Origin of the sequence: Maribacter ulvicola, from assembly GCF_900155985.1 — a bacterium.
GTDB lineage: Bacteria > Bacteroidota > Bacteroidia > Flavobacteriales > Flavobacteriaceae > Maribacter > Maribacter ulvicola.
This window is the reverse complement of the sequence record NZ_FTMA01000002.1, coordinates 343,070-357,161: the sequence shown is the minus strand read 5'-3', so window position 1 is coordinate 357,161 and position 14,092 is coordinate 343,070. Positions and strand designations below refer to the sequence as shown.

Below are 14,092 nucleotides of genomic sequence, written 5' to 3'. Positions count from 1 at the left end.
ACTAATAAGAAATTATAGATTTATTATGACCATTACTTATTTAAATGCCATTAATTTGATGCCTTATTTCTTTTTTTAAATTAATGATAGAGTTATGATGACAAATAAAATGATAGGCATAGTTGGTGGAGTTGGTAGTTATGCCGGTATAGATTTAATTAAGAAAGTGTACGATCTAACCGAAGCTACTTCTGACCAGGAGCATTTACCGGTTTCTATGCTTTCTGTTCCACATAAAATTATTGACCGTACCAAATATCTTTTAGGTGAAACGGACGTAAATCCTGGTATAGCCATTTCTGAAATAATAGCCTCATTAATAGCTAGTGGAGCAGGCATTATAGGTATACCTTGTAATACGGCACATGCCAAACCTATTTTAAGCTTAATAGAAAAAAGTATTCCAGAATCTTGCATTCTTGTGAATCTTATTGAAGAAGTGGGTAAGTATATATCTGACAAATATCCTGAAATTACCAGAGTAGGAGTGTTGGGTACAACTGGTACTATTCTTGCGAAAGTATACCCCGAAGTACTTGCTAAATATAATATTGAAGTGATTCAACCATCTGAAGATATTCAAGATCTATTTGTACATCCGTCTATTTACGATACTAGTTACGGCATTAAAGCATTTTCCAATCCGGTAAACCAGAAGGCAAAAGAAAATCTAGGTATGGCTGCAACTTATTTATCGAGAAAAGGTGCGCAAGCCGTTATTTTAGGTTGTACAGAAATACCTTTAGCCATTCAATATGAAAAAATTGAAGATAGCTTAATTATTGATGCTACCACCGTACTGGCAAGTGCATTGATTAGAGAATCAAAAAAAATGGAAATAATCGCTTAGGCACTAATAGTTGGTGTGCAAGAATCCCTTTTTAACAACATATATTCTCCGTTATTCTTAAAATCTCGAATAGATGAACCTGTATAACGCTTGAAAGTTTTTGATAAGTGACTTACATCTGTAAAACCCAGTTCATCTGCTATTTCATTTAGCCTAAAGTCGGAATTTAACAATCGTATTTCTACTAATTTCAACTTTCCTTTTATGATATATTCACGTAAAGACATGCCAACCTGTTTCTTAAAATACTCACTTACATAGGTGGGTGACATTTGAAAAACATCGGCTAAATTATCTACTTTAAGTAATTCTGTCTTATCAATATTTTCGTTGATATAGGTCAGCATTTTGGTGATTCTATCATCTGTATTCTTCTTAGGCAGTTCATAATAACTGCTCTTTTTAATATTACGAATTAAAATTTCTAAAATACTGGTCATTAAACTAGTGATCAGATTAACTGACTCATCACTATAATTTCTAGATTCTTGCAGAATCATATTCACAAGATTTTCTAAATAATTACGATCAACCTCATTCTTTATAATATCTCCCGGTAATTGGTTGTAATTAGATAATATATAAGAAGCTTCTTTAAACCACTCGTTTCGATCAATATTTATTCTATTCGCATTTTTAAAAAAATAATCCGTGAATTTTAGAAAGACAAAACGTGTTGGTTTCTCTATGGTAAATGAGTGACATTTTAATGGTGGCAACAGAAACATACTATTCTTTCCATAGGTATAGTCATTATAGTTAATACATTGCGTGCCTTCACCATCTTTAATTAAAACCAGTTCAAAAAAATTATTCTTAACAGGGCGTTGTCGCCATTCCGTCAATTCAATCTCTTGTATTTCAAAAGGTTTACAGGCTTCTAATACTTGCATTTTTAGGTTTATTAAGTGATGAATGGACGAAAATAGGCTAAAAGCACCTTGTTTAACAATAATTAACCTTTATTTATACAGTTTTTACCATGATTAATACCCATAACATTAATGTAAAGCTATTATCTTTGAATAGGCTCAGATAAGATATAGACTTGTTACTAAATGGTTTTATTTAATTGAACAAATTTATTTTCAACAGAAGAAGTCCGTAAAACAGTAAGATGTTCCCTTTTTTAAAAATTTCATCTGCATATTAGAAAGTAACAAGCTGTATAACATCAATTTTCTCAAAAATCCAATTTCAAAAAAATCTATGAAAAAATCATATTTAACCTTAGTCGTACATATTTTAGTAAAAGAAGAATTTAGAGAAGAAATAAAAGCAGCGTTATTAAAACTTATTGGTCCCACAAGAGGGGAAGAAGGTAATATCGCCTACGATTTACATCAAGACAATGAGAATCCTAATTTGTTTTTGTTTCACGAAAAATGGGTAAATCAAGATTATTTGACCAAGCATTCTCAAAGCAAGCATATTGCTGCTTATAGGGTTGTCTCTAAAGATAAATTAGAGAACGTTACTGCGTTTAAGATGACAGAACTTACGGCATAATATTGTATTAATAAAGGTTCAAAAATTAATTAAGGTATTAAAAACCGTCGTTTTTAATACCTTAAAATGTTTATTGGCAAAATTTTAAGATTCAACCTTTAAAAAACCTCCATTTATACCAACATCTCCTTTTTTTGTACAGTAAATGGACTGTATTCCCCATTTATCTTTGTGTTTAGAAAATACAATCAACATATTAAAAAGATAAAAATGAATTTAAAAGAAACATTAAACTCGAGATACACAACAAAGGAATATGACGCCAGCAAAAAGATATCTGATACAGATATGGCTGAAGTAAAAAACTTGTTAAGAATGAGTCCGTCTAGTGTAAACCTACAACCTTGGCACTTTATAGTTGCTGAAACTACAGAAGGTAAGGCACGTATGGCAAAAGGAACACAAGGATTTTTTCATTTTAACGAACCTAAAGTTACCAATGCCGCTGCAGTAGTATTGTTTTGTGTAAAAACAGATGCTGACGATACATATTATCAGCACATTGCAGATACGGAAGATAAAGCCGGAAGATTCCCAAATGAAGATATAAAAAACGGATTCTTAGGTGCAGTTAAAGCTTTTGCAGGTATTCATAAATATGATTTAAAAGATTTACAACATTGGATGGAAAAGCAAGTATACCTTAACATTGGTAGCTTTTTATTAGGAGTCGCTAGTCTAGGTTTAGATGCTACACCAATGGAAGGTATAGATGTAAAAGCTTTAGATGAAGAATTTGGGTTAAGAGAAAAAGGATTTACATCATTAGTAGCTGTGTCTCTAGGATACCACGCTGAATCTGATTTCAATGCTACGGATAAAACCCCAAAATCTAGATTACCGGAAAGCGAAATTTTTACTCAAATATAATTTCAAGAATTCTAATTCTGATGTACGTAATAGAAAACAAAGGGGAAATACCACTAGTTAATGTAGGTTTTCTTCTAAACATCATGTTAGAGACGCCAAAAGCAAAAAGTAAAGTTGTTTAAGAGGGGTTTTAAATCTCTTTATTGTAATTGTGATTTATAGTAGGTTTTGGAGACACCTAAAGTATGCACGTCCATAGAAAGAAGGATATCGAGAAGCAATTTTGCTCATAATATTTTCGATACAAAATTCGGAAAATAGAAGTTTAATTGAACTTACTAAACAACTACTAATTAACATTTTAGCATATCACTTCGGGTGTTTTATTGAAATAGCTTGGAAATTAAAATATATCTAGAATTTGGGAGCACGGTTGCTGTTCCATACTAATAAACACAAGTACAATTTCACTAGAACTATGACGTATTTAAAAAAAATATAGAAATGAAAAGTACACTAACAGCTTTAGCTGTAATAGCATTATTTGTCAGTAAAACAACTACTGCGCAAGTAAACACGATAGAATCTGTAGCCAATTTAAAAGTGCAACATTTTAATTTTGATGAAATGGAATCAGAAACTATTGGTGAAGGAATTAAAAGGAAATGGTTTCACGGTCAAAAAGGACAAATGACGATTTTTAATTTGGAAAAAGGAGCTCACATTCCTTGGCACCAACACCCTAACGAGCAAATTACTTACATTATGTCCGGTAAGGTGAAAATTAAAACCATCATAGACGGTAAAGAGGAATTTGTAATTGTTTCAGGCGGAGAAGTGATTGTTTTTCCAGAGAATGTACCTCATGAATTTTGGGCATTGGAAAAAACGGTGGACTTGGATGTTCACGTTCCGGTACGTCAAGACTGGTTGAGTAAAGAATTACCGGATTACTTAAAAAAGACAGAAAAATAAAATTAGGACACCAATCGTAGTTGAATCTTAATGCAACAACAGCGTGTTTCCTAACAAGGAAATTAAAATTTAAACACCTCATAAACAACAAGTTAATTAGATGTTTTAAAGACTAAACATAAAATTACGGCTAATGGTATATGTCCCATTAGTCGTAATTTATTTAGCGCTGTATCAATTTACAAATGCCATTTTAACGTTATTGAAAAAAGCAGATACACTTAATACAGTAACTCTTAATTCTACTGCAAAATTCCCAGTTTCTTTGAATACCGCTTTAAGGCGGCATGGGTCTACAAGATAATAGTGCTTTTGCACAAAGTAAATAAGTCTTAACATTGTGGAGTTTTGATATAGCCCAAAAAAAGAACTACGTATTTTGGTGGTTTTAGTAAATTCAGGTTCGTTCCTGAATACCATGATGGCTCATGAAGCCTACGGATAACATTGGCCTTCTATAGAAAAAGGGATTGACATCTTGTATGATTTGAATATGACGAATAAGATTGAAAAAGCTCTGTATTTTAATAATGACAAAGGTCATTATAGTGATATCCAAAAAGATACTTACGTCTAAGGCTATAATGGAAGTATTACTTAATGTTACAAAAATATTTTATGCCTTTTGAATAAAAATTTTCTCGAAAAACTTTTAAGCAAACAATATTGACTATTTTCAAGAAATGAGAAAAAATCAAAAGAATCAGAATACTTTAGGAATTTTAATGGGAATTGAAGTTATTGTGCTATTAAATTTTGAACCGAACAATGGATGATTTAATTACATTTTCAATTGCTGTTTTTACTGGCTTTTTTGCCATAACAAACCCAATATCAAATATGACCGTTTTTCTATCGCTGACACAAGGTGCCGATGAAAAAACAAAAGCAAGTATTAATAAAAGAGCCAATCTTATCGCATTTATAATTGTATTGGTATTTGTTCTTTTAGGGAAGTATATATTCGAATTATTTAACATCAGCATACCGGCGTTTAAAATTACTGGTGGAATATTAATATTCTATATCGGGTTTGAAATGCTACAATCAAAACAATCGAATGTAAAAAACATTAAGCACGTAAATATTGATGAGAATATTGCCGTGTCACCATTGGCTATTCCAATTTTGGCAGGTCCTGGTACCATAGTTACCGCTATGAACTTTGTATCTAGTGCACAACCAGTACATATAGCAATTGTAATTGCAGTTTTTGCATTCATGAGCTTATTAACGTATTTGACTTTTAGACTAAGTAACTTAATCGTTAGATTAGTGGGGTACAACGTTATTTCCGTAATTGGCAAAATTATGGGTTTGATTATTGCCATTATCGGTACAGGAATGATCATTGAAGGTATTAAAATTTCCTTTGACCTAATTACAAAGTAATAATTTACAACAATCCTTTTTTATTTTTAATAATTTACTAGAGCATGAAAAAAATACTTATTTTATTTGCCCACCCAAAGTTTGAAAAATCACGGGCAAATAAAGTTTTAGTAAATCATATTAAAAATAAAGTAGGAGTAACTTTTCATGACCTGTATGAACAGTATCCTGATTTTAATATTGATGTCCCTTTTGAAAAAGAATTAATTGAGCAACATGATGTTATAATTTGGCATCACCCTATGTACTGGTACAGTTGTCCGCCTTTATTAAAACAATGGATCGATATGGTTTTGGAGTTCAATTGGGCCTACGGACCTAAAGGCAAAGCTTTAAATTCAAAAATCTGCTTAAACGCTATAACCACTGGTGGTAGTAAAGAACTATACTGTACACAAGGTAGTAATAGTTATACCATAACTGAATTTTTAAGGCCTTTTGAGCAGACTGCCAATTTGTGTCTTATGACGTATCACAAACCATTTACCGTAATGGGTACCTATAAATTGTCTGATGAAGAACTAGAAATCTATGGCAAGAATTACAGTATTTTAATTGATAACCTGCAAAGAAAGGAATCCGTTTTAAGAACATAAAACGGTTTCCCTTTAAGACACTAGAACCAACCAATTATGACCGGAAGTCTACTATTTGATGCTATTGTTTTTTTATTAGGAGCAATTATCTGCGTTTCAATAGCCAAAAGATTAGGTTTAAGTTCTGTTTTAGGTTATTTAATTGCCGGAGTTCTAATTGGTCCGTATGTTTTAGGATTTATGGGCGAAGAGGGAGATGACATTCTTCATTTTGCAGAATTTGGAGTGGTGGTGATGCTATTTTTGATCGGATTGGAGATTGAGCCAAAAAACTTCTGGAACATGCGTAAATCTATTGCTGGCATGGGTGGTTTACAAGTTGGCGGAACCCTTTTACTCTCTTATCTATTTTTTATTTTGTTGAATTTTGACTGGAAGGTTGCATTGGTGATTTCTATGGCCGTTGCCTTATCTTCAACTGCTATTGCCATGCAGACCATTGATGAAAAAGGACTCATGGAGACTACCTTTGGCAACGCAGCTTTCTCTATTTTATTATTTCAAGACATCATCGTTATATTCATGTTAGGTGCAATTCCCTTGCTTTCCAATTCTAATGGCGAAGCTGCTGTAGACAGCCATGAAGCTACCGGTAACCTTTTAGATACCTTGCCCATAGGATACCAAACATTGGCTATTATCTTATCTGTAGTATTGATTATAGGTGCAGGTCAATATTTGATCGTACCCTTGTTACGAAGAGTTGCCAAAACTGGTGTCAGAGAACTTTTATTCGCTTCTGCTTTGTTAATTGTATTCAGTATTTCTTTTTTAATGGAATATGTGGGACTTTCTCCCGCATTAGGTGCATTTTTAGGTGGTGTTGTACTCTCTAATAGCGAATACAAGCATGAACTTGAAAGTAACCTAGAGCCTTTTAAAAACCTTCTTTTAGGTTTGTTTTTTATAGCTGTTGGCGCTTCCATTAATTTTGTGGTCATTGCTAAAATTCCGCTGACTATTGGTGGTATTTTACTAGCGGTCATTCTGATCAAAGCTGTAGTACTTTTTATTACGGGTAAGGTATTTAAATTAAAGCTAGACCAAAACTTGTTATTAACTTTTGGCTTAGCACAAATAGGAGAATTTGCTTTTGTATTACTTTCCTTTGCATTTCAATTGAATATCCTGAACCAAGAAGAGATGGATATTATGTTGGTAATAACAGCATTGACCATGTCAATAACTCCTATTATAAGCATCATCAATGAACGTTTTATCTTGCCTAAAATTGGAACTAAGGAATCTATTAAAAGACCTATGGACCATATTGCGAAATCGCAAAATGTTATTTTGGTTGGTTTTGGACATTTTGGTAGTACGGTAGGTCGGTTTTTGCGTTCTCACGGTATAGAGGCCACTATTCTAGATCAAGACTCTAATAGGGTAGATGTGCTGCGTAAAATGGGGTTTGAAGTATACTATGGTGATGCCACTAGAATAGACCTTCTTGAAGCTGCAGGCATTGCCCAAGCTAAAATATTGATATGCGCTATTGATAACCCGCCCGTAACACAGGAAATTACTAAACTTGTTAAGGAAAAATACCCTCATGTAGAATTGATGATACGTGCCCAGAATAGAAATGACGCCTATGAATTGCTGAATATGGGCTTTGAAAATATTTACAGAGAATCACTGGATACATCTCTTTCTCTAGCAAAAGATGTATTAAGTAAACTTGGTTTTAGAAAATACACCTTAAATAGACAAGTCCAGAATTTCATTAAATATGATGAATCTAGTTTAAGAAGATTGGCTACAGAACCCAAAGGCGATGATGATTACCTTTTTAAACTTAGAAAAGAACTTGAAGAGCAAGAACGATTGTTGGAAGAAGATTTTAAAAGAGGCATTGTTGCGTATGACACTCATTGGGATAGTGAATCTATAAGAAAAGTATTGGAGAATCAGCAAAACAATTCTACCAATTAAACCGCGTAATCAACCTGTATGCAGGCTCGCCTGAACGAACGGTGCTTTTAAATCTCAATTACCGAGTAAAATTAAGGTGTTTTCCTCCCAAAAAATAGTTTTAAACTTTTATAACATACCTAGGTTCGTAGATAGTAATTCCCTAAGCGTCTATTTCAATAGTATTTACACGGTTATAGATTAAACCACTGCTACATTTACATGTCAAAGAATGGAACGGAATATAAAAGTTTAACCTTTTAAATGTAAAACGATGAAATCAAATACTAAAACATACACAGTTCTAGGGTTACTGTTGGTTGCATTGGCCATACCAAGTACAGCACAGACTCGTAAAAGAACAGTAACAAAAATGACAACGACAAGAACTACTACGGTTGCAAAGACTCCAGGTAGGGTATCTAGTAAAAAAGTGCAATATAGAACGCCAACTAAAAAAATTGTTTCCGTGAGAACTGTACCTAATAGCGCTGTAATAAAACATAATGGTCAAAATTATTACTATTCTAATAATAGATACTATACGGCTTCACGGGGCAGATATATTTCCATAGCGCCCAAGGTTGGGTTTAGAATTCATAGGTTACCTCAAAACTATGTGAGAATTAATTTTAACAACCACTTATACTTTAATGTGGATGGTATCTTTTATGTAGCGTCTAATGCAGGATATGAGGTGGTAGAACCAGAAATTGGTACTATAGTCTATGAATTACCTGATGGTTATGAAAAAGTAATTGTAGATAATTTAACTTACTATGAATATTCTAATATTTTGTACGAAAAAGTACAAGTAGACGGTTCAAGAGCCTACGTAGTTGTAGGTATCGTTGATATGGAATAAATGAAATTGAATGTTTATTATTACAAACGATTATAGATCTTTCCATAAACGTTTGTTGTTTATGATTGGTTTGCTGTATTTTATCACTATTAAAACATGACGCAGGTTAGTTTTTATAAGCATAGATTTTCTTAGTTTTATGACTAGTTATTAAAACTCATAAAATAGCTCTTAGCATGTCTTCAACTCATCTTATTCTAACCATTTGCACGCTTCTGTTTTTAAATTTGAAAGATAACAAGGTTAACACCCAACCTTATAATACACTTAGCTTCAATATCATTCATAAAGATAAAATTGTGGGTAAATTACAAGCGATAAAAACCACTAGGAACTCAAAGGTTAATTACCAAAGTATCACCACAATAAACGCCAGAATTATCAAAGAAATTGAAGTGAACTACAAGTATGATGTCACTTATGAGAATAATCTTCTAAAAAAAGCCAATGTATTAATTGATGTTAATAATAAGCCACATACAGACATCACAACTAACTGGAAAGGCAACCATTACCAAATTTCCAAGAACAGTAAAAAAGAAAAGGTAGTTGAAGGTGATATTACTTATACTACCATATTATTATATTTTAAAGAACCGATCAATATAGAAAAATGTTACTCTGAGCAAGATGGCAGTTTTAATACCATTGTGCCTTTAGGCAACCATGTTTACAAGAAGATAAATGCAAAAGACCAAGAAAACATTTATCATTATGAAGATGGAATTTTAAAAAAGGCGAAAATTAACGGCGGATTAGTAAATTTTGAAATCGTTGCACAGTAGCACATTTTAAATAATAATGGATACAAAAAATAACTAACAATGAATATTGGTTTAGTACTGTCCGGCGGAGGAATAAGAGGTGTAGCCCATATAGGCGTGATAAAAGCCTTGGAAGAGCATAACATTTTTCCTAATTATATTTCTGGCACTAGTGCTGGTGCTGTTGTTGGAGCGCTTTATGCAGGTGGAATTGGATGGTCAGAAATAATAGAGTTTTTTAAAGTAATTCCCATTTTCCACACCCAAAAATTTGCTAGGAATAAACCTGGAATATTAGACACCGAAAAATTTTATGACGAGTTTAAAAAATTCTTTCCGCAAGATAATTTTAATTCTTTACCAAAGTCATTATTTATAACTGCAACCGATATCATCAAGGGCGAATTGGTTATTTTTAATAAGGGTCAGTTAATTAAACCAGTTTTGGCATCTGCTACTTTTCCTGGTATGTTTTCGCCAATAGCTATTAATGGCTCTTATTATATTGATGGGGGCGTACTTAATAATTTTCCCGTAGAACCACTAATACCTACCTGCAACAAAATAATTGGGAGTTATGTAAATGCCTTAAAACCTGTTGAAATCACAGATTTAAAACACTCTTATAATGTTCTAGACCGCGCATATAAAATTAAATCTGCTGCAGAATCCCTTGCCAAATTTACAGATTGCGAATTTGTAATCTCTCCCCAAGAACTTTGTGAATTTGCCACTTTTGATATGAGAAAAATTGATTTAATTTTTGATATCGGCTATAACTGTACGATCAAAACACTTCAAGAACAAGGGTATACATAAAGGCAATTTACATCTTCACATGATTGGAGCGCTCCATAAAGAAATCCTGAAAACGTTCTAATTTAGGATGCATCTTTTCCAAGTATATTACATACTGACATTTCATGATACTTTGTGCAACCGTAATCATTGCCGTATAATCTGATTTTTGAATTAAAAAATCACCATCATCTATACTGCATATCTTTAATTGTGATGTACTTACGCCATTTAATAAAAACAATTTGTGTAGGGTTGTAGGAGTGGTAATCAGTACATCTATACCTTCAAAAATTTCAGATTTTTGAATATCAATATGTAGTTCTTTATAGCTTGCATAAAGCCTAACATCCGTATACTTAGTGTATTCAAAAAACTTGTCATAAAGTTCCAATACTTTCTCTTTATTCTCTACGACCACTACAGCTCTTGGGGCATTACCTTCTGCTTTGCATTTTAACTTCTGTAACGTGGTCAATATCAAAGTAGTGGTTTTACCACTATCTTTTGGAGCGGTACAATATGCATTAGCTCCACTTTTTACAACAGGTATACTTTTCTTCTGAAATGAAGTTGGTGCTGTAATGGAAAGATATTCTAAACGCTCTAATAAGTGCGGATTCAATTTTTTAAATGACATATTGCTAGCTTAACTAATTAAATAAACGGCTATGATACAAAGATACAGCCTACAAATGGGCAATCATTATTATAATTCCGTATTTTCCTGTTGCCTAAAAAAAATCATCTTTTTATGAATATAAAATAAGGAAGACACCCAGCATAATACCTACCAATGGCACCAATTTCTTACGTTTGTTCCGTTCTTTAAAAATAAATCCGCCAACAACGACCGCTATCAGTATCTGACTCCTTTTTATGGCAGATAAAAGCATAATCAATGCATCTGGGTCTTGTAATGCCTTAAAATAAAAATAATCTGCAGTCTGTAAAAGAAGACCCACCATGGGTATGGTCCACCGCCACTTAAAAGAGCCTTTTAAATTGGGGTTTGTAGCACGTGTAAAAAGTACTACCATACCAATAATTAACATGGTGTAGGTACAAAACCAAAACTGAAGGGTAGGAGGGTTTAACGCTAAACTTTGTATCAAAAATTTATCATACAAACCACTTGATGCACCTAAAAAAGTGGCTCCTACAATAGCATATATCCATTTATTACTTTTAAAATGTATACCTTCTTTTTTTCCAATTCTAGAGTATAGAAAAACAGAAAAAATAATTAGAAAAAAACCGATCCACTGCCAGAGATTTGGACGCTCTTGATAAATGAAAATTGCCCCGATAAAAGTAAAAAACGGACCAGCAGAACGTATCGGCGTTACTATGGTAATTGGTAAATGTTTTAAAGCTTGATATGCCAGCACCCATGATGAAGCCATAATCATTGCCTTTATAAATATAAACCCATGTGTTTTCAGAGAAATACTAGATACAAACAAATCAATGTTCTGTAGTTCTTCAGGGTAATATTTTGAACCAATAAATAAGGGTAAAAACAATAGAAATCCGGCAACCAATGTGCCTAAAAGAACGGAAAAAGCGTCATTACCTTGTACCGCGTGTTTCTTGCATAAGTTGTGTAATCCTAAGAAAAGAGCCGCTAAAAGTCCGAGATACATCCACATAATGCGCGCGAAGATATTGTTTTCTATAATTAGACCATAGACATAACTATTTGTATTTTTTATTCAACAAAAAAGAGCTGCCTTTCAAGGCAGCTCTCCATAAAAAACTTGTATGAAATGAACTTAGTAAGCCATTTTTACTATTTTCTGTGCGTCTTCTGGCATTAACGCTTGACGCTCTCCTAATTTCCAATTACGCTCCGTAAAACGTTTGGCAATTTCTTCGGCAGTACCTTCGTACTCTTTTGTATAATCGGATAATTTGGTATCAATTCCCAATTCGTGAAAAAATGCCTCGGTTTTTTCAATAGCCGCGTAAGCTTTGTCTTCAATGCTACCTTCGGTAATGTTCCAAACACGTTCACCGTACTGCGCCAACTTCTCTTTTTTAGCTTCAAAATTGTACTTGTAATGACTTGGTGCAATTACCGCTAAGGTTCGTGCATGATCAATACCGAACAATGCAGTTAACTCATGCCCCATCATATGAACTGCCCAATCTCCTGGAACACCTTGTTGTATTAATCCGTTGAGGGCCATTGTACAACTCCACATAAAATCTGCAGCTGGTTTGTAATCCGTTGGGTCTTTCAAAACTTTTGGAGCTACATCAATCAACGTTTGTAGAATACTCTCTGCAAACCTGTCTTGTAACAAAGCGTCTATGGGGTAGGTCATGTACTGTTCTAATACATGTGTAAAAGCATCTGTAATTCCGTTTGCCAATTGACGCTCAGGAATAGATTTTATGACCTGTGGATCTAAAATTGAAAACTCAGGGAATAATCCTGGTCCGCCCATGGCTAATTTTTCTTTTGTCTCTTCTCTAGTTATCACCGCACCAGAGTTCATTTCAGAACCTGTTGCCGGTAAAGTTAGAACAGTACCAAAAGGCATTCCTTTTTTTGTTTTTATATTTTTCGTTAAAATATCCCATGGGGTATCGCCATCATACACAGCTGCGGCAGATAAAAATTTGGTACCGTCAATTACAGAACCACCACCTACAGCTAATAAATATGTAATCTTTTCATCTTTAATAAGATGTAAGGCTTTCATCAGAATTGCGTATTCAGGATTGGCAGGAATTCCTCCAAATTCTACAACCTCAATGCCTGACAATGCAGTCATAGCTTGCTCATAGATACCATTTTTCTTAATACTACCGCCCCCGTAGAGCATTAGCACTTTTGCATCTTCGGGTAATTCTTTACCTAATTCTTCTATCGTATCCTTCCCAAAAATAATTTTAGTGGGATTCTTATATTCAAAATTGTTCATTCTCTTCTATTTAATATTTTATTATGTATTATTTTTCTGATGGATTAATCTATAACGGTTACTAAATCTTGCATAGGCTTTCTAACCTTTACCAAATTCACCAACCAATCTTCACTTTCATTTCTATACCCTAATGGTAAAAGCACAGCACTACGTAGTCCTTTGTCCCGCAAGCCTAAAATCTTGTCTACTTTATCTGGATCAAAACCTTCAACAGGGGTTGCATCTACTTCTTCAAATGCCGCTGCTGCAATTGCTTGTGAAAAAGCAATATAGGTTTGTTTTGCGGCGTGATTAAAGTTTTCTTCCGCATCTCGCTGCGGATACATATCTAATAGCATTTTACGGTAATTTTCCCAACCATCATTTTTAAAACCACGGATTTCATTGGTGAAGTCGAACATATAATTGATTCTATCTTCGGTATAATTATCCCAAGCGGCGAAAACCAAAAGGTGAGAGCAATCCGTAATCACAGATTGATTCCATGCTACTGGTCTAATCTGTTCTTTTAAATCTTGATTCTTGATCACTATAACCTCAAATGGTTGCATCCCACTTGACGTAGGTGCAAGTCGGGCTGCCTCTAAAATCCGTTCTACTTTATCTTCAGCAATTTTTTTACCGTTCATTGCCTTAGTGGCATATCTCCAATTTAATTTATCTATTAATTCCATTTTTATATC

General features: G+C 33.5%; 15 protein-coding genes. 10 read left to right on the top strand and 5 right to left on the bottom strand.

Annotation, left to right across the window (positions count from 1 at the left end):
- Positions 1 to 94: 94 nt before the first annotated feature.
- Positions 95 to 850 carry an aspartate/glutamate racemase family protein gene (locus BW936_RS10335; RefSeq protein WP_244156210.1) on the top strand — a complete coding sequence of 252 codons (756 nt, stop codon included), beginning with the start codon at positions 95 to 97 and terminating at the stop codon, positions 848 to 850.
- Here the strand turns inward: BW936_RS10335 and BW936_RS10330 are convergent.
- Positions 847 to 1,743: an AraC family transcriptional regulator gene (locus tag BW936_RS10330; RefSeq protein ID WP_076548309.1), complete on the bottom strand. Its 897-nt coding sequence runs from the start codon at positions 1,741 to 1,743 to the stop codon at positions 847 to 849. The genes BW936_RS10335 and BW936_RS10330 overlap by 4 nt on opposite strands.
- A 316-nt stretch (positions 1,744 to 2,059) precedes the next feature.
- On the opposite strand from BW936_RS10330, the gene BW936_RS10325 reads away from it, so the two are divergent.
- The 9 genes from BW936_RS10325 (at position 2,060) to BW936_RS10280 (ending at position 10,494) form a co-directional block, all read left to right on the top strand.
- Positions 2,060 to 2,359: a putative quinol monooxygenase gene (locus BW936_RS10325; RefSeq protein WP_076548308.1), complete on the top strand. Its 300-nt coding sequence runs from the start codon at positions 2,060 to 2,062 to the stop codon at positions 2,357 to 2,359.
- A 210-nt stretch (positions 2,360 to 2,569) separates the two neighbouring features.
- Complete coding sequence (gene nfsB, locus BW936_RS10320) at positions 2,570 to 3,229, top strand: oxygen-insensitive NAD(P)H nitroreductase (RefSeq protein WP_076548307.1); 660 nt, start codon at positions 2,570 to 2,572, stop codon at positions 3,227 to 3,229.
- Positions 3,230 to 3,673: 444 nt separating this feature from the next.
- Complete coding sequence (locus tag BW936_RS10315; RefSeq protein ID WP_076548306.1) at positions 3,674 to 4,144, top strand: cupin domain-containing protein; 471 nt, start codon at positions 3,674 to 3,676, stop codon at positions 4,142 to 4,144.
- Between the two features lie 768 nt (positions 4,145 to 4,912).
- On the top strand, positions 4,913 to 5,536 hold the full coding sequence (locus BW936_RS10305) for a MarC family protein (RefSeq protein ID WP_076548304.1): 624 nt from the start codon (positions 4,913 to 4,915) through the stop codon (positions 5,534 to 5,536).
- Between the two features lie 44 nt (positions 5,537 to 5,580).
- Positions 5,581 to 6,132: an NAD(P)H-dependent oxidoreductase gene (locus BW936_RS10300; protein ID WP_076548303.1), complete on the top strand. Its 552-nt coding sequence runs from the start codon at positions 5,581 to 5,583 to the stop codon at positions 6,130 to 6,132.
- Between the two features lie 36 nt (positions 6,133 to 6,168).
- The gene (locus tag BW936_RS10295) at positions 6,169 to 8,067 is read left to right on the top strand and encodes a monovalent cation:proton antiporter-2 (CPA2) family protein (RefSeq protein ID WP_076548302.1); all 1,899 of its coding nucleotides are present in this window, start codon (positions 6,169 to 6,171) and stop codon (positions 8,065 to 8,067) included.
- A gap of 253 nt (positions 8,068 to 8,320) precedes the next feature.
- Positions 8,321 to 8,911 (top strand): DUF6515 family protein, encoded by a 591-nt coding sequence (locus tag BW936_RS10290; protein ID WP_076548301.1) that lies wholly within the window; start codon positions 8,321 to 8,323, stop codon positions 8,909 to 8,911.
- A gap of 227 nt (positions 8,912 to 9,138) precedes the next feature.
- Entirely contained in the window at positions 9,139 to 9,696 is a 558-nt protein-coding gene (locus BW936_RS10285) for a DUF6134 family protein (protein ID WP_244156209.1), read from the top strand.
- 39 nt (positions 9,697 to 9,735) lie between these two features.
- Positions 9,736 to 10,494, top strand: a complete 759-nt coding sequence (locus BW936_RS10280; protein WP_076548299.1) for a patatin-like phospholipase family protein — start codon at positions 9,736 to 9,738, stop codon at positions 10,492 to 10,494.
- Positions 10,495 to 10,501: 7 nt separating this feature from the next.
- On the opposite strand, the gene BW936_RS10275 is transcribed toward BW936_RS10280, so the two are convergent.
- The 4 genes from BW936_RS10275 to BW936_RS10260 all read right to left on the bottom strand — a co-directional run bounded on the left by BW936_RS10275 (position 10,502) and on the right by BW936_RS10260 (position 14,083).
- Positions 10,502 to 11,113: a DEAD/DEAH box helicase gene (locus BW936_RS10275; RefSeq protein ID WP_076548298.1), complete on the bottom strand. Its 612-nt coding sequence runs from the start codon at positions 11,111 to 11,113 to the stop codon at positions 10,502 to 10,504.
- Between the two features lie 112 nt (positions 11,114 to 11,225).
- On the bottom strand, positions 11,226 to 12,125 hold the full coding sequence (locus BW936_RS10270) for an EamA family transporter (protein WP_076548297.1): 900 nt from the start codon (positions 12,123 to 12,125) through the stop codon (positions 11,226 to 11,228).
- A 123-nt stretch (positions 12,126 to 12,248) separates the two neighbouring features.
- A complete protein-coding gene (locus BW936_RS10265) occupies positions 12,249 to 13,406 on the bottom strand; it encodes an iron-containing alcohol dehydrogenase (RefSeq protein WP_076548296.1) in 1,158 nt (385 codons plus the stop codon).
- A gap of 44 nt (positions 13,407 to 13,450) precedes the next feature.
- On the bottom strand, positions 13,451 to 14,083 hold the full coding sequence (locus BW936_RS10260) for a nitroreductase family protein (protein WP_076548295.1): 633 nt from the start codon (positions 14,081 to 14,083) through the stop codon (positions 13,451 to 13,453).
- Positions 14,084 to 14,092 lie beyond the last annotated feature (9 nt).

What these genes read in the sequence shown, in the direction of transcription:
- nfsB (WP_076548307.1), top strand. Translation starts at nt 2,570, where the DNA reads ATGAATTTAAAAGAAACATTAAACTCGAGATACACAACAAAGGAATAT.
- BW936_RS10305 (WP_076548304.1), top strand. Translation starts at nt 4,913, where the DNA reads ATGGATGATTTAATTACATTTTCAATTGCTGTTTTTACTGGCTTTTTT.
- BW936_RS10330 (WP_076548309.1), bottom strand. Translation starts at nt 1,743, where the DNA reads ATGCAAGTATTAGAAGCCTGTAAACCTTTTGAAATACAAGAGATTGAA.
- BW936_RS10265 (WP_076548296.1), bottom strand. Translation starts at nt 13,406, where the DNA reads ATGAACAATTTTGAATATAAGAATCCCACTAAAATTATTTTTGGGAAG.
- BW936_RS10335 (WP_244156210.1), top strand. Translation starts at nt 95, where the DNA reads ATGATGACAAATAAAATGATAGGCATAGTTGGTGGAGTTGGTAGTTAT.
- BW936_RS10315 (WP_076548306.1), top strand. Translation starts at nt 3,674, where the DNA reads ATGAAAAGTACACTAACAGCTTTAGCTGTAATAGCATTATTTGTCAGT.
- BW936_RS10300 (WP_076548303.1), top strand. Translation starts at nt 5,581, where the DNA reads ATGAAAAAAATACTTATTTTATTTGCCCACCCAAAGTTTGAAAAATCA.
- BW936_RS10260 (WP_076548295.1), bottom strand. Translation starts at nt 14,083, where the DNA reads ATGGAATTAATAGATAAATTAAATTGGAGATATGCCACTAAGGCAATG.
- BW936_RS10325 (WP_076548308.1), top strand. Translation starts at nt 2,060, where the DNA reads ATGAAAAAATCATATTTAACCTTAGTCGTACATATTTTAGTAAAAGAA.
- BW936_RS10280 (WP_076548299.1), top strand. Translation starts at nt 9,736, where the DNA reads ATGAATATTGGTTTAGTACTGTCCGGCGGAGGAATAAGAGGTGTAGCC.
- BW936_RS10270 (WP_076548297.1), bottom strand. Translation starts at nt 12,125, where the DNA reads ATGTGGATGTATCTCGGACTTTTAGCGGCTCTTTTCTTAGGATTACAC.
- BW936_RS10295 (WP_076548302.1), top strand. Translation starts at nt 6,169, where the DNA reads ATGACCGGAAGTCTACTATTTGATGCTATTGTTTTTTTATTAGGAGCA.
- BW936_RS10290 (WP_076548301.1), top strand. Translation starts at nt 8,321, where the DNA reads ATGAAATCAAATACTAAAACATACACAGTTCTAGGGTTACTGTTGGTT.
- BW936_RS10275 (WP_076548298.1), bottom strand. Translation starts at nt 11,113, where the DNA reads ATGTCATTTAAAAAATTGAATCCGCACTTATTAGAGCGTTTAGAATAT.